Raw genomic sequence first — 18,780 nt, 5'->3', positions numbered from 1 at the left:
AGGCGTATTACTCCTCATTGAAGCCCGAGGTGAACAGCGCCACCACGGCGGCCAGGGCCTCCACCTCTTCGGGGCCCTCCACCTGCACCTCCACCTGTTTGCCCTGGGCGGAGTCCAGCATCAGCAGGCCGATCACGCTGTCCGCGTCGGCCTCGACCCCCTCTTCGTTGCGCAGCAGCACGTGGGCATCGAACCCCTGCACCAGCTCGAACAGCATCATGGCCGGTCGGGCGTGAATGCCTAACTTGTTTTTGACTTCTACCGAGGCGGAAACGGTCATCTGAGCATCCTGTGGATCTGTCAGGCGGGGTTTGAACGCTTGTCCAACGTGCGATGGCGGATCTGCACGTTCTTGCCAAGCAACCGGAATGCGCTGGCCAGCCGTTCGGCGATGAACACCGAGCGGTGTTGTCCGCCGGTACAGCCAATCCCGACGGTCACATAGCTGCGATTGTTGCGCTCCAGGTGGGGCAACCAGGTCCCCAGCATATTCTCGATCTGCTGGATGAACAGCATGACATCCGGCTGGCTGGAGAGGTAGTTGGCCACGGGCTCATCCTTGCCGGTGAAGGGCTTGAGCTCCGGGATCCAGTGCGGGTTGGGCAGGAAACGGGCGTCGAACACGAAGTCCGCATCCTTGGGAATGCCGTACTTGAAACCGAATGACTCGAACACCAGCACCAGCTCGTTCTCTTTCTTGCCGAGCACCCGGGTTTTGATGAGCTCGCTGAGATCGTGAATGCTGAGGTTGGTGGTGTCGATGCGCAGGTCGGCGGTCGAGGAGAGCGGTGCCAGCAGGTGGGTCTCTTCCCGGATCGCCTCGTCCAGCGAAAGCTTGTTGCGGGACAGAGGATGCAGACGACGGCTCTCACCGTAGCGTTTGAGCAGGGTCGCGTTGTCCGCATCAAAGAAGAAGCTCGAAAACTTGACTCGCCCCTCGTTGCGCACCTGGCTCAGCAGGTTCTCCAGCCTGTCTGCCTGGGCAGGCAGGTTGCGCACGTCGATGCTGACCGCCAGCTTGTCATACTGGCTCTCCACCGACACGATCAACTGGGGCAGCAGGTTGACCGGCAGGTTGTCCACGCAGTAGTACCCGAGATCCTCGAGCACCCTCAGGGCCACCGTCTTGCCGGAGCCCGAACGACCGCTTACTACAATTAACTGCATCTTGTCCCCTCACGCCAACGTGGCTGTGTCAGACCCGGCCTCAGGCCGACGTCATGATCTGATAGAGTTCTTCGTCGCTGGTCGCCTGGCGCAGCTGGCGGCAGACGGCCTTGTCACCCAGTTTGGATGCCATCAGGGAAAGAGTCTTGAGGTGCTGCTTGCACTCGCTTTCCGGCACCAGCAATGCAAAGAGCAGGTCAACCGGTTGATTGTCGATAGAATCGAAAGGGATGGGCTCGGAGAAGGTCATCAACACGGCGGTCGGCGCGAAGGCGTCGTCAATCCGGCCGTGGGGGATGGCGATACCGGCTCCGATCCCGGTACTACCCATCTTTTCTCGCGCCAGCAGGCTTTCAAACAGGACCTGGCGGGAAGCGCCGAGGCGCTCTGCGGCCAGTTCACTGATGATCTCGAGCGCGCGTTTCTTGCTGGTACAAGGGACCGCACTCTTGGTGCAGTCCCGACTCAGTATGTGTTCAAGTTGCATAGTTATTTTTGATTTAACTTATCTTTGTGCTTGATGATCTGCCGATCCAGTTTATCCAGCAGGGTATCAATCGCCGCATACATGTCGGCATGCTGCGAATTGGCGAACACCTCTCCCCCGCTGACATGCAGCTTGGCTTCGGCGATCTGGTTCAGTTTTTCGACGCTCAACACCACGTGTACGTTGTTGATATGGTCAAAGTGACGCTCGAGTTTGGCAAATTTGTTGTTCACATAATCACGCAGAGCTTCGGTAATCTCGACATGGTGTCCGGTCAGGTTAATTTGCATAACGTCTTCCTTTTGTTTGCCTAAACCAGGCGTTTGCGCTGATTGGATGGCGGGATCAACAAGGATTCACGGTACTTTGCGATCGTGCGTCTCGCCACCATAATACCCTGTTCGGCCAGCAAATCCGCGATCTTGCTATCACTAAGCGGCTTGGCGGGGTTTTCCGCCGTCACCAGCTTCTTGATCAGGGCGCGAATAGCGGTCGATGAGCACTCTCCTCCTCCCTCCGTATTGACGTGACTGGAGAAAAAAAACTTCAGTTCAAAAATGCCGCGGGGCGTATGCATGTACTTCTGGGTCGTGACCCGTGAAATGGTCGACTCATGCATCTCCACCGCTTCCGCGATGTCGTTGAGTACCATGGGTTTCATGGCCTCTTCGCCGTACTCGAAAAAGCCCTGCTGCTGCTCGACGATGCAGCTGGCCACCTTGAGCAGGGTGTCGTTACGACTCTCCAGGCTCTTGATGAACCACTTGGCCTCCTGCAAATGAGAACGGATGAACTGGGTATCCGTGCTGCTGCGGGCATTGCGCGCCATGGCCGCATAGGCCTCGTTGACACGGATGCGCGGAGCAGAATCCGGATTGAGTTCAACCACCCACTTGCTGCCCTTCTTGACCACGGACACATCCGGGATCACGTACTGGGATTCACTCTGGATGATGCCGTTGCCGGGTCTGGGCTCCAGTTGCTGGATGAGATCCAGCACCTCCTTGAGATCGCTCTCCTTGAGGCGGGTCTTGCGAGCCAGGGTGCGGTAGTCGCGATTGCCGAGCAGGTCCATGTGTTCGCGGATCACCTCTCTGGCTTCGTCGAGCCAGGGCAGGTCCGGCGAATACTGGCCGAGCTGGATCAGCAGACACTCTTGCACCGAACGGGCGGCGATGCCGACCGGATCGAAATGCTGCACCCGCTTGAGCACGGCTTCGATCTCATCCAGTTCGACTTCTACCTCCTCGCTGCTGACTGCAGCCTGAATATCCTCGAGGGTGGCAGTCAGATACCCGGATTCGTCGATGGCATCGATGATGGCAAGGGCGATGGCAGCATCCACATCACTGAACGGGGTGAGCCGCATCTGCCACAGCAGGTAGTCCTGCAGGTTCTCGGTGGTCTCCCCCTGATAGACGCTGTCTTCCCCGTCATGGATGGGGCCTGCACTCTGGGCCGTACCGGCCGAGTAGACCTCGTCCCAGGTGGTGTCCACCGGCAGTTCATCCGGCATGCTCTCCTGGGCCATGGCATCGCTGGAGTCGAGTTGACTGGCGTCCTGTGTCTCTGTCTGACTGGTTTCCTGCGCCTCGTTCTCCTCTTGCTCCAGCAAGGGGTTGTTGTCGAGCGCTTGCTGAATTTCCTGCTGGAGTTCCAGGGTGGAGAGCTGGAGCAGACGAATCGCTTGTTGTAATTGTGGCGTCATGGTCAGGGACTGACCGAGACGCAACTGTAATGTCGGCTTCATCTACGTCGGGATATCCTTATGTTCAGCGAGGCAGTCACCTAACAAAAATGAGGGGTGCCCCCTTACTATAGACTGAATTGATCGCCCAAATAGACGCGCTTGACCTGCTCATCGGCGAGGATATCGGCCGGCGCGCCCTCGGCAATCATCTTGCCGTGGCTGACGATGTAGGCCTTCTCGCACACATCCAGCGTCTCTCTGACGTTGTGGTCCGTAATCAGCACACCCAACCCGCGTTCTTTCAGATGCTGGATGATCTTTTTGATATCGATGACTGAAATAGGATCAACACCTGCGAAAGGCTCATCGAGCAGAATGAATCTCGGCTCTGCCGCCAGCGCCCGGGCGATTTCCACCCGGCGCCGCTCCCCACCCGAGAGGCTCTGACCCAGGCTGTCGCGGATATGGGTGATATTGAACTCTTCCAGCAACTGTTCGACCTTATCCTCCCGCTCTTCGCGGCTCAACCCCTTGCGGGTCTGCATGACCCCCATCAAGTTGTCGAACACCGACAGGCGCCGGAAGATGGAGGCCTCCTGAGGCAGATAGCCGATGCCATTGCGGGCACGGATATGCATGGGCTGCAGGCTGATGTCCTGCTCGTCGATGGTGATGAGGCCGGCATCTCGCTGCACCAGGCCCACGATCATGTAGAAGGAGGTCGTCTTGCCCGCGCCGTTCGGGCCGAGCAGGCCCACGATCTGGCCCGTTCCCACCTCCAGGCTCACATCGCTGACCACCATGCGGCGCTTGTAGCTCTTTTGCAGACCCGTTGCTTTTAACACTGCCATGGCTGTTGTTTCCTACTTCTTCTGATCGGCGGGTTTGTCAAAGTTCTCCACCTGATCCGGCAGGAACACCGTCTTGACGCGCTGGGTGGGCCCCTTGCTCTCGGCAATCATCTTCTGCTTGACGATGTCGTAGCGAATGAGATCGCCGGTCACCTGGCTGTCTTCCTGCTTGAGCTGGCCATTGCCGGTGATGGTCACCAGCCGGTTCTTAAGCTCGTAGCGGATGCTGTTGCCATGGGCATTGACCGGTTTGCCGTTGTCCAGCACCTGGAAGAAGGTGGCTGGGTTGCCATACGCGGTCATGACCTCGGCGCCCTTGTCGCCGGAGCGGATCACCACCACCTTGTCAGCCTTAATCTTGATGGTGCCCTGGGTGATGATGACATCCTCGCTGAAGGTGATGCGGTTGTCCTGCATCTCGGCCACCTGCTTGACCGCATCCACATAGACCTTCTCGGCAAAGTCGGACTCTTTGGCATTCAGGGAACCGCACAGCAACAGGGCCGTGAGGGCCAGATTAACGTTTTTCATTGAAATAAGTGGCATGGCCTTTATCCAGTAACTCGAAATATTTACGTTCCAGGTGACCCTTGAGGCCAACGCCCTCGGTCTGGAACTCCTGGCCCACAATGCTGATGTGCTGGTTGCTTCTCATCCCCTGCGTCACCAGATCCAGCTCCAGATAGGAGGTATCCAGCGTGGAGATGAAGGAGGCGGGCAGCAGACCGTCCAGATGCACCTTGTCACGGAGGATCACATTGTCATCGGTGTTGAGCACCCCGGTTTCGGCCGTCAGCTTCCATTCGGCCGCGCCCTTGTCATCGAACATGTAGACCACCGGCTTGGTGAAAGTGGCCTGCTCAAGCACCTGGTAGTACTCCGCATATTCGGATTCCAGCCGCTCGGTGCGCTTGCCCTGCTCGTTGAAGCGGGTCGTCACCAACTCTCTGGCGGTGAAGTCCGGTTGAAAATTTTCCGTCTTGGTGGTCGGCTCGGGGACCAGCTCGATTTCCCCCAGCTGCCAGGCCGCCAGCGCAGCCAGAAACAGCAGGCCGAACAGCACAGTCTGTTTGTTCATCGCGACGCCTCGGGTTGATAGTCAGCCAATCCCTGGGCCTGCAAAATCAGGTCGCACACCTCACGCACGGCCCCGACGCCACCGCCAAGCCGCGTCACCAGATCCGCCTTCGCCAGCACAAGCGGATGGGCGTCGGCAACGGCGATACCCAGGCCGCAAGCCTGCATCACCGGCAGATCGATGGTGTCATCTCCCATATAGGCGGCTTGCGATGCATCCAGCCCGAGCTTGGTCAGCAAGGCCTCGAAGTGGGGCAGCTTTTTGTCTGCACCCTGCACCAGATGCTGGACACCCAGACTCTTCATGCGATCGCTGACGATGCGGGAGTTTCGCCCCGTGATGACGGCAATCTCGATGCCCGCATTGAGCAGGGCACGCATGCCGGCACCGTCACGGGTGCAGAAGGTCTTCAGCTCTTCGCCGTTATTGCCCATATAGATGAAGCCGTTGGAGAGCACCCCATCCACATCGCACACCAGCAGGCGGATCTGCGCCGCCTTCTCGTACTGGCTGCGCGTCACCGGACCATAGAGGGTCGGTACGTCTTGCATCAAATTACTCCGGCTTTCAGCAGGTCATGCATGTTGAAGGCACCCAGCGGGTGTCTCTCCCCATCCACGACCAACAACCCGTTGATTTTCCTGGTTTCCATCAGCTTGACGGCCTCGGCCGCCATCATCTCAGGCCCTACGGTAACACAGTTCACCGTCATGACGCGGCTGATGGGGGTGTGATGAATATCCACCTGCAGGTCCAGAATGCGGCGCAGGTCACCATCGGTGAACAGACCGGCAAGCAGCCCTTGATCGTCCACCACCGCCGTCATGCCGAGCCCCTTGCGGCTCACTTCCAGCAGCGCCTGGCTGATGGTGGCATCTATCCCCACCTTGGGCAACAGCTCGCCGCTGTGCATCAGATCGCCCACTCGCAACAGCAACCGCTTGCCGAGGGACCCGCCCGGATGCGACAGCGCAAAGTCATCGGCGGTGAAGCCACGGGCCTCCAGCAGGGCCACGGCCAGCGCGTCCCCCATCACCAGGGTGGCGGTAGTGCTGGATGTCGGGGCCAGACCGAGGGGGCAGGCCTCTTTCTCCACCTTGATGCACAGGTGCACGTTGGCCTCTTTCGCCATGGTGGAAGCCGGATTGCCTGTCATGCAGATGAGTGGAATGCCGCGGCGCTTGAGCACCGGCAGCAGGGCCAGGATCTCGTCGCTCTCGCCGGAGTTGGAAATGGCGATGATGAGATCCCCGGCTGAGATCATGCCGAGATCCCCGTGGCTCGCCTCGCCCGGGTGCAGGAAGAAGGCGGGCGTTCCCGTGCTGGCCAGGGTCGCGGCAATCTTGTTGCCGATATGACCCGACTTGCCCATGCCGGTCACCACTATCTTGCCGCCACAGCGCAGCACCATCTCGCAGGCGCGCTCGAACGCCTCGTCAAGGTACTGGTAGAGTCCATCAATGGCTTGTTTTTCTATGTCCAGCACCGCTCGGGCGCTGCGACGGAAATCGAACAATTCAGACACTTTTTCAGGCTTTACAGACATAAAGGCACAGCTCCGGGCCGAAATTTGCTGCGGGATTATAAAAAAGTCTGCCGAGATAAGCGAATCGGATGCGGAATGGGCGGTCATTGACGCAGGTTGTTACATAAAACTGTCGCGTACTTGGGGGGGAAACCCGCTCAATAGTTGTTCCTCGCTGTTGCTTAGACCTAGACTAGCCCATAAAATTCGCTCTTCATTTATACCGGATGGACAATTGTTTGAACGATGACCTGATCACCATCTCCGACCTGACCTTCAGTCACGGGGATCGGCTGCTGTACGACAGGATCAACCTGACCATTCCCCGTGGCAAGGTCACCGCCGTCATGGGTCCGAGCGGGATCGGCAAGACCACCTTGCTGCGCCTGATCGGGGGCCAGCTCAAGCCTGAGTCCGGTCAGATCCTGTTTGACGGGGAAGACGTTCCCACTCTCTCCCGTTCACGCCTGTATGAAGTGCGTAAACGGATGAGCATGCTGTTCCAGAGTGGCGCATTGTTCACCGGCATGACCGTCTTCGACAACGTGGCCTTCCCGCTGCGGGAGCACTCCGGCCTGCCGGAAGAGCTGATCCGCACCATCGTCATGATGAAACTGCAGGCTGTCGGTCTGCGCGGGGCGGCCAAGCTGATGCCGTCCGAGCTCTCCGGTGGCATGGCGCGTCGCGCGGCCCTGGCGAGATCCATCGCGCTGGATCCGGATCTCATCATGTATGACGAGCCCTTCGTGGGGCAGGACCCCATCACCATGGCGGTGCTGGTGAAGCTCATCAAGGAGCTCAACGATGCCCTCGGCATCACCTCCGTCATCGTCACCCACGACGTGAAGGAGGTGCTGAGCATCGCCGACTACGCCTACATCATCGCCAACCGCAAGGTAGTGGCACACGGCACACCGGAGCAGCTGCGCGAGGAGCACAATCCCGAAGTCGAGCAGTTCCTCAAGGGATTGCCCGACGGTCCTGTTCCGTTTCATTTTCCGGCAGGCGACCTGCTACAGGATCTGTGATGTTGACAAGTCAGATAAGCAAGCTGGGCCGCAGCGGTGTGCGTTTCATCAACGCCGTCGGCCGGGCAACCATCATGCTGTTTCATGCACTGGCAGGACGACCCCAGCCACGCAAGCACTTCCCGCTGCTGGTGCAGCAACTGTATGTGGTGGGAGTGCAATCCGTCGCCATCATACTGGTGTCCGGCCTCTTCATCGGCATGGTGCTCTCCCTGCAGGGTTACAACGTATTGAAGGATTTCGGCGCAGAGCAGAGCCTGGGGCCTCTGGTTTCCCTCTCCCTGCTCCGTGAGCTGGGCCCGGTCGTCACCGCCCTGCTGTTCGCCGGTCGTGCGGGCTCCGCCCTCACCGCCGAGATCGGCCTGATGAAGGCCACCGAGCAGCTCTCCAGCCTGGAGATGATGGCGGTCGATCCGCTGCGCCGGGTCGTGGCGCCCCGCTTCTGGGCCGGGGTCATCAGCATGCCGCTGCTGGCCTTCATGTTCAGCCTGATCGGCATCTTTGGCGGCAAGCTGGTTGGTGTCGACTGGCTGGGGGTGGACGAAGGCAGTTTCTGGTCCGCCATGCAGGCCTCCGTCGACTGGCAGGACGACATCATGCAGGGCGCCATCAAGAGCCTGATCTTTGCCCTGGTGGTGACCTGGATAGCGCTCTTCAACGGCTATGATGCCAAACCGACCTCGGCCGGGATCAGTCAGGCGACGACCCGTACCGTGGTTCACTCATCCCTGGCCGTGCTCGGTCTGGATTTTATACTCACCGCAGTCATGTTTGGATAAGGGAAAGATGAAGTTCAGCAAAGTAGAATTTCTGGTTGGCGCCTTCATGCTGGCTGGCATCGCGGCCATTCTGGCATTGGCACTGCAAGTGGCGGGATTGAGTTTCAAACCGGAAGGAGAAACCTATACCCTGCGCGCCCATTTCGATAATATCGGCGGCCTGAAAGTACGCTCGCCGGTCAAGGTCGGCGGCGTCGTCGTCGGTCGTGTCAGCGACATCACCCTGGATCCCAAGAGCCAGGTCCCCATCGTTTCCCTGCAGATGCAGAAGAGTGCCGGCGAGTTCTCCGAGACCAGCACCCTCTCCATCCTGACCTCTGGCCTGCTCGGTGAGCAGTACATCGGTCTGGCACCGGGGTTCAGCGATGAGGAGATGGGCACCAGCATGCTCAAGGATGGCGACATGATCGAAGACACCAAGTCCGCCATCGTGCTGGAAGATCTGATTGGCAAGTTCCTCTACAGCCAGTCCTCCCCGACCAACACACCCGCAACCAAGGAGTAACCATGTTCAAGAAGATCGCCCTGATGCTGGGTCTGATGACCAGCATGCTGTTCTCCCTCGTCGCCCGTGCGGATGTCAACACTTCGGACCCCTATGCCCTCGTGGATCAGGCCGCCCAGCAGACCTTTGCCCGCCTGAAAGCCGATCAGGCCCAGGTGAAGAGCAACCCCGATCACCTGCGCGTCATCATCCGCGAGGAGCTGCTGCCCTACGTGGACAACCGCTTCGCCGCCTACAAGGTGCTCGGCAACCAGATCAAACAGACGACCCCTGCCCAGCGTGACGCCTTTGTGGACGTCTTCACCGAGTACATGGTGAGCTCCTACGCCGACGCCCTGGCACACTTTGACAAGCAGACCGTCAAGGTCCAACCCGGCAAAGCCGCCGAGAGCAACATCACCGCCGTCAACGTCAGCGTGAAAGAGGCCGGCAAGCCGGACATCTTCCTCGAGTTCAAGCTGCGCAAGAACAACAAGACCGGCGAGTGGAAAGCCTTCGACATGGTTGCCGAAGGGATCAGCCTGCTCTCTGCCAAGCAGAACGAGCTGGGTGGCCTCATTCGCCAGAACGGCATCGATGCGGTGATCGCCCAGCTGCGTGAACACAATGCCAAGCCGCTGGTGATCAAGTCATGATCCTGAGCGGTGACTTGCAGGCCCCGCAGGTCAACGATCTGTGGCAACGCCGCGCCGACTGGTGGCAGGACGACCGGCTCGAACTCGGTGCCGTCACTACCCTGGATTCCGCCGGCCTTGCCCTGCTGGTCAAGTGGGCCAAGGCGGCACTGGCACGGGGTGCCACTCCGACACTGGTGGGTGCCTCCAACGATTTCCATACGCTGGCCAACCTCTACGGGGTGGCCAGCCTCTTTCATTCAACCCCGCTCACAACTGAGGACTCATAATGCAAGTCTCTGAAATTGAAGCGATACTCCTCGAGGCTTTGCCATTGTCCGAAGTCCATGTCAAAGGGGACGGCAGTCACTACCAGGTGATCGCCGTCGGCGACATGTTTGACGGCATGAGCCGGGTCAAGAAACAACAGGCCATCTATGCCCCGCTGATGGACAAGATCGCCACCAACGAGATCCACGCTCTCTCCATCAAGGCCTATACCGACGCCGAGTGGAAACGCGAGCGTAAATTCCAGCTGCCCTCCTGATTTGGTAAAGAAGTAAACCATGGACAAATTCAAGATCACCGGCCCCTGCACCCTCTCCGGTGAAGTGACCATCTCCGGCGCCAAGAATGCCGCCCTGCCCATCCTGTTTGCCACCCTGCTGTGTGACGAAGAGGTTCAACTCTCCAACGTACCGCGCCTGAAAGACGTGGGTACCACCCTCAAGCTGCTGGAGATGCTGGGCGCCACCACCAAGGTCAACGGCAATGTGACCGTGCTGACCGGTGCGGTAAACAATCATGTCGCCCCCTACGAGCTGGTGAAGACCATGCGAGCCTCCATCCTGGCCCTGGGCCCGCTGGCAGCCCGCTTCGGTGCAGCAGACGTCTCCCTGCCCGGCGGCTGTGCCATCGGTGCCCGCCCGGTCAACCTGCATGTCCACGGCCTGGAGCTGATGGGCGCGAAGATCGTCATCGAAGAGGGCTACATCAAAGCCCGCGTCGACGGCCGCCTGAAAGGTGCCCACATCCTGATGGACATGGTTTCCGTGACCGGTACCGAGAACCTGATGATGGCCGCCACCCTGGCTGACGGTCGCACCGTGATCGAAAACGCCGCCCGTGAGCCCGAGGTGGTCGATCTGGCCAACTTCCTCAACGCGCTGGGCGCCAAGATCCAGGGCGCGGGCACCGATACCCTGACCATCGACGGCGTAGAACGTCTGCACGGTGGCAGCTACAGCGTGCAGCCCGATCGCATCGAGACCGGCACCTTCTTGGTGGGCGCCGCCGTGACCGGTGGCAAGATCACCTGCCGCAACACCGACCCCAGCCTGCTGGAAGCCGTACTGGTCAAACTGGAAGAGGCTGGCGCCCTGATTGAAAAGGGTGACGACTGGATCACCCTCGACATGACAGGTCGCACCCTGAAACCTGTCACCATCAAGACCGCCCCCTACCCGGCGTTCCCGACCGACATGCAGGCACAGTTCACCGTGCTGAACGCGGTCGCCCAGGGCACCGGCATGGTCACCGAGACCATCTTCGAGAACCGCTTCATGCACGTGCCCGAGCTGGTTCGGATGGGTGCCGACATCGAACTGCAGGGCAATGTGGCCATCTGCCGCGACACCCAGCAGCTCAAGGGTGCCCAGGTGATGGCGACCGATCTGCGCGCCTCCGCCAGCCTGGTGCTGGCCGGCTTCGTGGCCGAAGGGGCCACCATCGTCGATCGCATCTATCACATCGACCGTGGCTACGAAGACATCGAGCACAAGCTGCAAGGCCTGGGTGGTCGCATCGAGCGCATCAAGGAATAAGCTGGCTTCACCATGAGCCGACGATAAAAAGGCCCCCTCGCAAAGCGAGGGGGCCTTTTTCATGGCCGTGTACCAGATCGGACGGAGGGGATCAGTGCCCCGCCAGTTTCATCTGCTCGACCAGTACGGAGCCGGTCTTGAGGCTGGAACGCTCATCCTCATCACTGCCCACCGCCACGATATGGCTGAACATGTCGGCTAGATTGCCTGCAATGGTGATCTCCTCCACAGGATAGAGGATCTCGCCATTTTCAACCCAGAAACCGGCTGCGCCGCGGGAGTAATCACCATTGACGATGTTGACCCCCTGCCCCATCAGCTCGGTCACCAGCAGCCCGGTACCCATCTCCTTGAGCATGCCCTGGAAGTCCTGGCCGGTATTGGAAACCTGCCAGTTATGGATACCCCCGGCATGGCCCGTGGTGGTCAGGCCCAGTTTGCGGGCGGAGTAGGAGGTGAGCAGCCAGCTCATCAGCTCGCCGTTGCGGATGATGTCCATGTCGCGGGTGCGAACCCCTTCCCCGTCGAACGGGGTGCTGGCAAGTCCTCCCGGCAAGTGGGGGAACTCCTGGATGGTGAGCCACTCGGGCAGGATCTGCTTGCCCAGTTTGTCCAGCAGGAAGCTCGACTTGCGATAGAGGTTCCCCCCACTGATGGCCATCACCAGATGGCCCCACAGACCGGCAGCGGTATCGGGGTGGAACAGCACAGGGGCATGGCGGGTGCTGATCTTGCGAGCCCCCAGGCGGGAAACAGTGCGCTCCACCGCCTCGTCAGCGATGCGCTGGGGGCTCCACAGCCCGTCCAGGGAGCGGCTGGAGGAGTAGCCGTAGTCGCGCTGCATGTCGCCATCCTGCTCGCCGATCAGTACGCAGCTCAGGGAGTTGCGCGATGCAGCATAGCCTTTGACGAAGCCGTGGCTGTTGCCATAAACCTTGACGCCCAGGTGGCTGGAGAAACTGGCTCCGTCAGAGTGCTTGATGCGGGCATCCCGTCCCAAGGCCAGCCGCTCGCACTCGATGGCCAGCGCGATGCCACGCTGGGGATCCAGCTCGATTTGGTGGCACAGTTGCAGGTCCGGGGCATCCCAAGCCAGCAGATCCGCATCCGCAAGACCGGCGCAGTCATCGGGAGAGGTGTGGCGGGCGATCTCCATGGCCGCTTCCACGGCGGCGCGAATGGCCGGCTTGGTCAGATCCGTGGTGGAGGAGGACCCCTTGCAACCGTCGCGATAGACGGCGATGCCGAGTGCGCCATCCTTGTTGAATTCGATGCTTTCCAGCTCGCAGCCCCGGGTGTTCACCGAGAGGCCGGTCTGTTTGCTGATGGAGACTTCGGCAAGCCCGGCGCCCAGCCCTTTCGCTATCTCAAGGGCCTCGGCGACCACGGCCTCGAGATGGGATTGATCCTGGCGGATTTGATCTTGCTGGTCCATAACTCACATATGTATGAAGGGAAGGAAAGGGGCTAAGCATATCAGACCCCTGCGCCCAGCGGGAGAAGCTGGTAACATATCCGCCAAACGTGAATGACAGGAATACAAAGACCGATGAGTCAATATCAAGACGACAACGAGTGGGAAGACTGGGGCCCCAGCAAGAGCCAGCTCAAGCGTGATGCCGAGGCCTTGCAGAAGATGGGGGAAGAGATCGTCTCCCTGAGTCACAGCGAGCTGGAGAAGATCCCCCTGGATGAAGAGCTTGCCGAAGCGGTCGAGCTGGGCCGCAAGCTCAAGCCGAAGAAGGATGAGTCCTTCCGCCGCCATCTCCAGTTCATCGGCCGTCTGATGCGTAGCCGCGATGTCGCCCCCATCGAAGAGGCCCTCTCCATCATCAAGATGCGTCACTCCACCGTGAACGCCCGCCTGCACCGCCTCGAACAGTGGCGCGAGCGGCTGATCACCGAAGGCGACAGCGCCCTCAACGAGCTGATGTCCCAGTTCCACGAGCTGGATCGCCAGAAGCTGCGTCAGCTGATCCGCACCGCCAACAAGGAGCGGGAGCTGAACAAGCCGCCGGTAGCCTATCGCGAGATGTACCAGTACCTGCGCGGTGAAATTGAAGATCTGTTGTAAGTGATGACTCACGTCCACCTCATGGCGGCGTGCAGTACACAATCAAACGGGGCCGAAATGGCCCCGTTTTTTCATGCGATGTCCGCTCAGCTGCCCGCCATGCACTGGGTGTGAGTAGCGGGTTGCAGATAGGGTACCAGCAGGGGGGCCATCCCCTTGAGCACCTGTACAGGCAGCGCCGACGTGAAGCGGAACTTGTCGGACTGGCTGCCTGGTACATAGGCCGTCAGCGTGCCGAAGTGATCATCCCCGATGTAGAAGACGAACGTCGCAGTCCGGTTGCGAGCCAGTGAACTGGTCACATTGCCGTAGCGACCCACCGTCTCGATCCGGTTGTCCCCGGTCCCCGTCTTGCCCCCCAGGGCCAGGACAGTACCATCCTGCAAGGCGAAGGCCCCGGCGATGCGCCGCGCCGTCCCCCCTTCCACCACCTTGGAGAGTGCATTGCGCAAGGCGTTGGCCACCTCGGCAGGCATCACCCGTTCCCCCTGGGTGTTCGCCGGCTCAAAGACGGTGGCGAAGGGAGTCCCCTTGGCAAAGGAGAGGTGTTCGATGCGCAGGGTGGGGGCGCGCACGCCACCGTTCTGGATGATCCCCATCAGCTCGGCCAACGCAGCAGGACGATCGCCCGAGCTGCCCAGTGCGGTCGCCAGGGACGGAACCAGGTGATCGAACGGGTAGCCCAGGCGAGCCCAGCGCTGATGGATGTCGAGGAAGGCCTCAACCTCCAGCATGGTGCGGATCCGGCTATCCCGGGCACTGCGATGACGGGTCTTGAACAGCCAGCTGTAGACCTCCTGACGCTCGTCACGGCTGGCGGTTACCGCATCGGTAAAGGTGGCCTTGTCAAACTCCTTGAGATAGGCAAGCAACCACAGCTCAAGTGGATGCACCCGTGCGATATAACCTTGATCCGGAAGAGAATATTTGCCAGGGCCGTAATTGGTATAGAGCTGCTCTATGCGCTTCTCGGTCAATTTCTCCCGCGGCAGGCGCTTGGCCAGGAAAGCGGCAAAATCGGCCTGGGAGGCTTCCGGCATCAGATAGCGATGCACGGCGGCGAGACGCACCGCGCTGGGTTTGAGACCATCGAGGAAGGTATCGAGCTGCTCTTCTGCACTCTTGCCACGATATTTGCGCCAGAACCTCAGCAGATAGGTCTGGCCCTCCTTGTCGGCAAACTTGGCCAGATACTCGGTACGGCGAGGATCCCTGTCATCTTTCAGCAACTGGGCACGATTTCCCTCCTTGTAGAGGCTGTAGCGGACGATGTCCCGCATCAAGCGCACGAAGGGCAGGTTGATGGATTCCCGCAGCGCATCGCGAATGGGCGGGATGCGACCGTTGTCTTCCTTGCGGAAGTTGTTGAAGGTGTGCATGCCACCGCCGGTAAAGAAGCCTTCATAGGGACTCGCGGAATACTTGCGGTCCAGTGCGGCCTCCAGCATCACCGGCAGGCTTCTGTCCTTGGCACTCATCAGATAGGCGATGGCCCAGCGGCTGATGTTGTCCTGATCGGACACTTCGATCTTTCGCAGGCTCTCCACCGGCATGTTGCCGTAGCTGTCATGCAACTCGGTGACAATCTCGAGATAGGTCGTCAGTACCCGCAACTTGGCGGTGGATCCCAGTTCAAGCTTGCTGCCCTCATTGATGTCGAACGGCTGGTCCGTGTTGTCGGTCTGCACCCTCACCTTGACCCCTTCCGGCGTCTTCTCGAACAGGGTAAAGCTGTACTTCACATCACCCGTCTTCTCCGGCGAGAGCAGGCGCTCACCAAACAGGCCCACCTGGGCTGCGAATGCAGGGTCTGCCAGTTGCTGCAGATACCGTGACACCTCGTTCTGCAGCGGCATATTGAGGGTGGTGTTGGCCGTCAGATCCATGCGGTCCAGATCATAAAGCTGCACCCCGAGCTGACGACTGAGACGAGTGCGAGCCACCTGCAGCCCCTTGTTGTTGTTGACTCGAGTGATGGCAGGTGCCTGCAGGAAATCGCGGAAGACCAGCTTGGCCTTGAGAGCCGACTCCATCAGGGGGGGCGTGATCATTCCCTCCTGCACGAAGAGTCGCAGATAGCTGTCTGTCAGGGTAGACAGTGCTTCTCTACCCTGCGCCAGGTAATAGGAAGGACGGCGGTGGGCGATCATCAGGGAGACAACCTGGCGCAAGGCAAGGCCCTGCTCGGCCAGGGTAGAATCCTGGTTGCGAGCGGGATCCAGCAGTCGATTCACCTCATCAACATTGGCGCCAAACCAGACCCAGAGGCCATCACCGAGACCGTGCACCTCGCCATAACCGGGCGCCGCAGAGAGCGGGACCGAGTTGAGGTAGGCCCAGGCAACCAGCTTGCGGGCCTCCAGGGTCTCGGGCCCCAGCCGATAGGCACGAACGCTGGCCGAGACCATCTGGCGGATCTTCTCGGTCGGCGAAACAGTCAGTCCATCGGGAGAATGACGATACTTTTCCACCTGGGTCGCAAGGGTACTGCCGCCAGCAGATTGATCCTGCATATCCAGCGCCTTGCCCACCTGAGACAGCGCCGCCTTGGCAAAGCGCGGCCAGTCTACGGCCGGGTTGGCCAGCGGTTCCTTGTTGCTCAGGAGTTCACGGTTCTCGATAAACAGCAGAGACTGGATGACCAGGGGCGGTATGGCATTGAAATCCGGATAGTAATGAGTCGGATACTTGTACTGGTAGAAAGGCTCGGCACGGCAGTCATAGAGTGTCAATCCTGCCTGGACCTTCTCGGTATAAGGCACGAAGAAACCGTGGCTGGCGTAGTTGTAGAGCGCATCGGAAAAACGGACCTGTTCGCTCACCTGGTAGCCACGCTGAACGAGACGTTCCTGGATCATGGGCATCAGCACATAACCGAGTCGCTTGTCGAACGGGCCGTCGTCGGGGAAGGCAATCTGCTTGCTGGGGCCGGGTTCGAGCTGATAGGTCAGGGTGGCCGCATAGCGGGAGATCTCCTGTGACTGCAGTCGGGAGGTCTTCATTTCATAACCCACCAGGGCGACCACTGCAGCCAGGCAAAGCAAGAAGATAAAACAGAACAACCAGCGCCACCAGGGTCGGCGTTTACGCTGTTGTTGCCCGTCCGTATTAGGTACGGATGAATCCTGAGATGCCACTTTATTTGAATCCGTCTGTTTTGATGCGCCCATATCAGCCCCACCATGGTTGCGCAATTTATTGTCTTTCAATCAAGCTTAGTCGTTTCAAGTCAAGGGCTTGAAATCTATTGACCGCTTTGCAGCGATGTTAACAGGGCGATTGTGAAAATGGGAGCCGATTGTTGCAACGCGGCAAGAGATCCGAGCTGCGGCATGAAAATGAAACACCGGCCAGAGGCCGGTGTTGACGAGAGCGGGGCGGTATTATTTGCTGGTGCTCATACTCTTCAGCTTGGTACTCAGCTCCTTGCGCTCCTTGGAAAGCTCGGCATTTTTAATGATATGGTCATCTACGCGCTCTTCATAATCGGTCCGCATGTTGGCGATGATGGCCTGAACCTCGTCAATGCTCATACCGGGTTTGATATAGTCACTCAGGTTGTCGAGCAACAGTACCCGCTTCTGGTTGTCACGGATCTTTTTCTCGTTGTCCGCGATTTCACGCTTGAGCTTGTTCTGACGACGGGACATACGCACATATTCCAGCACATCGTTGAAGGTTGACTTGTTTACTTGTTCCATATCGGTACCACTGAGTGAAGGTGAATAAAAACAGGCGGAGAGTCCCATACCAGAAAAAGAAACCGAAACCATGGCACGGGCAAACCCGGAATGCCCCTTACTCTACCGAGTTATGATTCAGATACAACCCCAATCGCAGCGCGGGCGGCGGGTTTAGACAGAACGGATCCGACTGGGTTATTACGCGAAAAATGATGAAAACGGAGAGAGCCAACATGTTGTAGTGGTCAACTAAATCCGGACACACAGTTAAGCCGATTTTCGGCCTCTGCTGGCGGTATCCCATCATTGTGTTGATGCGGGCGCCGCCAGTTGTAGTAATCCATCAGGTAGTAGCTGATATCCCGCTTGGCTTCCCGCAGGCTCATGTACCCCGTGGTCGGAAGCCATTCCGTCTTGAGGCTCCTGAACAGCCGCTCCATCGGCGCGTTATCCCAGCAGTTGCCACGCCGACTCATGCTCTGGGTCATGCGATAGCGCCACAGCCGTTGCCGAAATACCCGGCTGCCGTATTGGCTGCCCTGGTCGGAGTGAAACAGCACGCCAGACGGGCAGCCCCGTTGCTGATACGCCATGTCGAGCGCTTTCACGGCCAACTCAGCATCAGGCCTGCCGGACATCGCCCAGCCCACGACCCGTCGGGTGTGGAGGTCGAGCACCGCGGCCAGGTAATGCCAGCGGCCACCTGCCCATACGTAAGTGATGTCGCCGCACCACACCTGATTGGGTTGCTGGACATCAAATTCACGCGCCAGAAGATTGGGAATATCCGGTCGTTCAGACCGCGCGACCTGATAACGATGAGCTCCCGGTTGTTTGGAGACCAGCCCGGCCTCCTTCATCAGGCGACGCACCTTGAACCGACCAATCTGATGCCCCAGTGCCCGCATCATTGACATCAAGGCCCGGCTGCCAGCTGAGCCTCTACTCTCTTTGAACAAACACCGTAACTCACTTCTCTGCTGCACCCGTTCACGGTTAATTGTGCGCCTGCGAGCCAGATAGTCGTAAAAACAGGCGGTTGGTATACCGAAAGCGCAACAGACCAGGGTGGTGGGGGCTTGCTCCCTTAATCGGTCTATCAGCGCGTACGTTCGAGTTCGTCCGCCATCAAGAGAGCAGTAGCCTTTTTTAGAATGGCCTTTTCGCGTTCAAGCCGGTTGATGCGGGCTTCCAACTCCTGAATTTTTTGCTGCTCAGGGGTCAGCGCCCGGTTAGCAGGTGTAGCGCCACTTCGTTCTGATTGAAGTTGCTGAACCCATCGACGCAGCACGGTTTCGCCGACATCCAGTGAACGGCTGGCTTCGGGGACTGAATAGCCTTGGTCGAGCACCAGGGATGCGGCTTCCAGCTTGAACTCGGCAGTAAATGAGCGACGTAATCTTGTCATTGAACACCTCAAATAATGGTGGCGACTGTACCACCTAAAACGGTGTCCGGGATGATTAGACCACTACA

Annotated in this window: 22 protein-coding genes; 8 read left to right on the top strand and 14 right to left on the bottom strand. The window is 59.3% G+C overall.

Features of this window, described 5'->3' with window-relative positions; all coding sequences use genetic code 11:
* Window positions 1-7: 7 nt before the first annotated feature.
* The 10 genes from npr to AB5Y59_RS11335 all read right to left on the bottom strand — a co-directional run bounded on the left by npr (window position 8) and on the right by AB5Y59_RS11335 (window position 6,819).
* Window positions 8-280 carry a PTS phosphocarrier protein NPr gene (gene npr, locus AB5Y59_RS11380; RefSeq protein WP_010675868.1) on the bottom strand — a complete coding sequence of 91 codons (273 nt, stop codon included), beginning with the start codon at window positions 278-280 and terminating at the stop codon, window positions 8-10.
* 20 nt (window positions 281-300) lie between these two features.
* Window positions 301-1,167 carry an RNase adapter RapZ gene (gene rapZ, locus AB5Y59_RS11375; protein WP_010675869.1) on the bottom strand — a complete coding sequence of 289 codons (867 nt, stop codon included), beginning with the start codon at window positions 1,165-1,167 and terminating at the stop codon, window positions 301-303.
* Between the two features lie 40 nt (window positions 1,168-1,207).
* Entirely contained in the window at window positions 1,208-1,654 is a 447-nt protein-coding gene (gene ptsN / locus AB5Y59_RS11370; protein ID WP_010675870.1) for a PTS IIA-like nitrogen regulatory protein PtsN, read from the bottom strand.
* A gap of 2 nt (window positions 1,655-1,656) precedes the next feature.
* Complete coding sequence (gene hpf / locus AB5Y59_RS11365; protein ID WP_005305957.1) at window positions 1,657-1,944, bottom strand: ribosome hibernation promoting factor; 288 nt, start codon at window positions 1,942-1,944, stop codon at window positions 1,657-1,659.
* Between the two features lie 20 nt (window positions 1,945-1,964).
* A complete protein-coding gene (locus tag AB5Y59_RS11360) occupies window positions 1,965-3,404 on the bottom strand; it encodes an RNA polymerase factor sigma-54 (protein ID WP_039040474.1) in 1,440 nt (479 codons plus the stop codon).
* A gap of 65 nt (window positions 3,405-3,469) precedes the next feature.
* Entirely contained in the window at window positions 3,470-4,195 is a 726-nt protein-coding gene (gene lptB / locus AB5Y59_RS11355; RefSeq protein WP_010675872.1) for an LPS export ABC transporter ATP-binding protein, read from the bottom strand.
* Window positions 4,196-4,207: 12 nt separating this feature from the next.
* Complete coding sequence (gene lptA, locus AB5Y59_RS11350) at window positions 4,208-4,726, bottom strand: lipopolysaccharide transport periplasmic protein LptA (protein WP_010675873.1); 519 nt, start codon at window positions 4,724-4,726, stop codon at window positions 4,208-4,210.
* Window positions 4,713-5,273, bottom strand: coding sequence for an LPS export ABC transporter periplasmic protein LptC (gene lptC, locus AB5Y59_RS11345; RefSeq protein WP_039040473.1), 561 nt, complete (start codon window positions 5,271-5,273; stop codon window positions 4,713-4,715). The genes lptA and lptC overlap by 14 nt, the downstream gene beginning before the upstream one ends.
* Complete coding sequence (kdsC, locus tag AB5Y59_RS11340; protein WP_368211999.1) at window positions 5,270-5,824, bottom strand: 3-deoxy-manno-octulosonate-8-phosphatase KdsC; 555 nt, start codon at window positions 5,822-5,824, stop codon at window positions 5,270-5,272. Before kdsC ends, lptC begins: the two co-directional genes overlap by 4 nt.
* A complete protein-coding gene (locus tag AB5Y59_RS11335; protein WP_029314845.1) occupies window positions 5,824-6,819 on the bottom strand; it encodes a KpsF/GutQ family sugar-phosphate isomerase in 996 nt (331 codons plus the stop codon). The genes kdsC and AB5Y59_RS11335 overlap by 1 nt, the downstream gene beginning before the upstream one ends.
* A 206-nt stretch (window positions 6,820-7,025) precedes the next feature.
* On the opposite strand from AB5Y59_RS11335, the gene mlaF reads away from it, so the two are divergent.
* From mlaF to murA, 7 genes are read left to right on the top strand one after another with little or no spacing between them, the layout of a single operon-like run.
* Window positions 7,026-7,826 (top strand): phospholipid ABC transporter ATP-binding protein MlaF, encoded by an 801-nt coding sequence (mlaF, locus tag AB5Y59_RS11330; RefSeq protein WP_069785529.1) that lies wholly within the window; start codon window positions 7,026-7,028, stop codon window positions 7,824-7,826.
* On the top strand, window positions 7,826-8,605 hold the full coding sequence (mlaE, locus tag AB5Y59_RS11325; protein ID WP_010675878.1) for a lipid asymmetry maintenance ABC transporter permease subunit MlaE: 780 nt from the start codon (window positions 7,826-7,828) through the stop codon (window positions 8,603-8,605). Before mlaF ends, mlaE begins: the two co-directional genes overlap by 1 nt.
* Before the next feature lie 7 nt (window positions 8,606-8,612).
* Window positions 8,613-9,110, top strand: coding sequence for an outer membrane lipid asymmetry maintenance protein MlaD (gene mlaD / locus AB5Y59_RS11320; protein ID WP_043154596.1), 498 nt, complete (start codon window positions 8,613-8,615; stop codon window positions 9,108-9,110).
* A 2-nt stretch (window positions 9,111-9,112) separates the two neighbouring features.
* Complete coding sequence (gene mlaC / locus AB5Y59_RS11315; protein ID WP_039040470.1) at window positions 9,113-9,745, top strand: phospholipid-binding protein MlaC; 633 nt, start codon at window positions 9,113-9,115, stop codon at window positions 9,743-9,745.
* Window positions 9,742-10,014, top strand: coding sequence for a lipid asymmetry maintenance protein MlaB (locus tag AB5Y59_RS11310; RefSeq protein WP_010675881.1), 273 nt, complete (start codon window positions 9,742-9,744; stop codon window positions 10,012-10,014). The genes mlaC and AB5Y59_RS11310 overlap by 4 nt, the downstream gene beginning before the upstream one ends.
* A complete protein-coding gene (ibaG, locus tag AB5Y59_RS11305; RefSeq protein ID WP_010675882.1) occupies window positions 10,014-10,271 on the top strand; it encodes a BolA family iron metabolism protein IbaG in 258 nt (85 codons plus the stop codon). The genes AB5Y59_RS11310 and ibaG overlap by 1 nt, the downstream gene beginning before the upstream one ends.
* 19 nt (window positions 10,272-10,290) lie before the next feature.
* Window positions 10,291-11,547 (top strand): UDP-N-acetylglucosamine 1-carboxyvinyltransferase, encoded by a 1,257-nt coding sequence (gene murA, locus AB5Y59_RS11300; RefSeq protein ID WP_039040468.1) that lies wholly within the window; start codon window positions 10,291-10,293, stop codon window positions 11,545-11,547.
* 91 nt (window positions 11,548-11,638) lie between these two features.
* Here the strand turns inward: murA and pmbA are convergent, their stop codons facing one another.
* Window positions 11,639-12,982, bottom strand: coding sequence for a metalloprotease PmbA (gene pmbA / locus AB5Y59_RS11295; protein ID WP_010672690.1), 1,344 nt, complete (start codon window positions 12,980-12,982; stop codon window positions 11,639-11,641).
* Window positions 12,983-13,096: 114 nt separating this feature from the next.
* Between pmbA and yjgA the strand changes: the two genes are divergently transcribed.
* A complete protein-coding gene (gene yjgA / locus AB5Y59_RS11290) occupies window positions 13,097-13,621 on the top strand; it encodes a ribosome biogenesis factor YjgA (protein WP_010672689.1) in 525 nt (174 codons plus the stop codon).
* A gap of 86 nt (window positions 13,622-13,707) precedes the next feature.
* Here the strand turns inward: yjgA and AB5Y59_RS11285 are convergent, their stop codons facing one another.
* From AB5Y59_RS11285 to AB5Y59_RS11275, 3 genes are all read right to left on the bottom strand, one after another.
* Window positions 13,708-16,791, bottom strand: coding sequence for a transglycosylase domain-containing protein (locus tag AB5Y59_RS11285; RefSeq protein WP_268451399.1), 3,084 nt, complete (start codon window positions 16,789-16,791; stop codon window positions 13,708-13,710).
* 213 nt (window positions 16,792-17,004) lie between these two features.
* The gene (gene tmaR / locus AB5Y59_RS11280; protein ID WP_010672687.1) at window positions 17,005-17,322 is read right to left on the bottom strand and encodes a PTS system regulator TmaR; all 318 of its coding nucleotides are present in this window, start codon (window positions 17,320-17,322) and stop codon (window positions 17,005-17,007) included.
* A 227-nt stretch (window positions 17,323-17,549) separates the two neighbouring features.
* A protein-coding gene (locus tag AB5Y59_RS11275; protein ID WP_103243192.1) for an IS3 family transposase occupies window positions 17,550-18,712 on the bottom strand; the annotation gives its coding sequence in 2 pieces (ribosomal slippage) (window positions 17,550-18,457 and window positions 18,457-18,712; 1,164 coding nt in all).
* Between the last annotated feature and the right edge of the window lie 68 nt (window positions 18,713-18,780).

The organism is Aeromonas sp. s10 (assembly GCF_040907975.1).
Classification (GTDB): domain Bacteria; phylum Pseudomonadota; class Gammaproteobacteria; order Enterobacterales; family Aeromonadaceae; genus Aeromonas; species Aeromonas caviae.
The sequence above is the reverse complement of the archived record's forward strand: the minus strand, read 5'-3'. Positions and strand labels throughout refer to the sequence as shown.

Excerpts from the sequence above, each read along its gene's own strand:
- AB5Y59_RS11310 (WP_010675881.1), top strand. The coding sequence starts at position 9,742 with ATGATCCTGAGCGGTGACTTGCAGGCCCCGCAGGTCAACGATCTGTGG.
- mlaE (WP_010675878.1), top strand. The coding sequence starts at position 7,826 with ATGTTGACAAGTCAGATAAGCAAGCTGGGCCGCAGCGGTGTGCGTTTC.
- AB5Y59_RS11335 (WP_029314845.1), bottom strand. The coding sequence starts at position 6,819 with ATGTCTGTAAAGCCTGAAAAAGTGTCTGAATTGTTCGATTTCCGTCGC.
- AB5Y59_RS11285 (WP_268451399.1), bottom strand. The coding sequence starts at position 16,791 with ATGGGCGCATCAAAACAGACGGATTCAAATAAAGTGGCATCTCAGGAT.
- tmaR (WP_010672687.1), bottom strand. The coding sequence starts at position 17,322 with ATGGAACAAGTAAACAAGTCAACCTTCAACGATGTGCTGGAATATGTG.
- pmbA (WP_010672690.1), bottom strand. The coding sequence starts at position 12,982 with ATGGACCAGCAAGATCAAATCCGCCAGGATCAATCCCATCTCGAGGCC.
- hpf (WP_005305957.1), bottom strand. The coding sequence starts at position 1,944 with ATGCAAATTAACCTGACCGGACACCATGTCGAGATTACCGAAGCTCTG.
- npr (WP_010675868.1), bottom strand. The coding sequence starts at position 280 with ATGACCGTTTCCGCCTCGGTAGAAGTCAAAAACAAGTTAGGCATTCAC.
- yjgA (WP_010672689.1), top strand. The coding sequence starts at position 13,097 with ATGAGTCAATATCAAGACGACAACGAGTGGGAAGACTGGGGCCCCAGC.
- rapZ (WP_010675869.1), bottom strand. The coding sequence starts at position 1,167 with ATGCAGTTAATTGTAGTAAGCGGTCGTTCGGGCTCCGGCAAGACGGTG.
- mlaF (WP_069785529.1), top strand. The coding sequence starts at position 7,026 with ATGGACAATTGTTTGAACGATGACCTGATCACCATCTCCGACCTGACC.
- AB5Y59_RS11360 (WP_039040474.1), bottom strand. The coding sequence starts at position 3,404 with ATGAAGCCGACATTACAGTTGCGTCTCGGTCAGTCCCTGACCATGACG.
- mlaD (WP_043154596.1), top strand. The coding sequence starts at position 8,613 with ATGAAGTTCAGCAAAGTAGAATTTCTGGTTGGCGCCTTCATGCTGGCT.
- ptsN (WP_010675870.1), bottom strand. The coding sequence starts at position 1,654 with ATGCAACTTGAACACATACTGAGTCGGGACTGCACCAAGAGTGCGGTC.
- lptC (WP_039040473.1), bottom strand. The coding sequence starts at position 5,273 with ATGAACAAACAGACTGTGCTGTTCGGCCTGCTGTTTCTGGCTGCGCTG.
- ibaG (WP_010675882.1), top strand. The coding sequence starts at position 10,014 with ATGCAAGTCTCTGAAATTGAAGCGATACTCCTCGAGGCTTTGCCATTG.
- murA (WP_039040468.1), top strand. The coding sequence starts at position 10,291 with ATGGACAAATTCAAGATCACCGGCCCCTGCACCCTCTCCGGTGAAGTG.
- lptB (WP_010675872.1), bottom strand. The coding sequence starts at position 4,195 with ATGGCAGTGTTAAAAGCAACGGGTCTGCAAAAGAGCTACAAGCGCCGC.
- kdsC (WP_368211999.1), bottom strand. The coding sequence starts at position 5,824 with ATGCAAGACGTACCGACCCTCTATGGTCCGGTGACGCGCAGCCAGTAC.
- mlaC (WP_039040470.1), top strand. The coding sequence starts at position 9,113 with ATGTTCAAGAAGATCGCCCTGATGCTGGGTCTGATGACCAGCATGCTG.
- lptA (WP_010675873.1), bottom strand. The coding sequence starts at position 4,726 with ATGAAAAACGTTAATCTGGCCCTCACGGCCCTGTTGCTGTGCGGTTCC.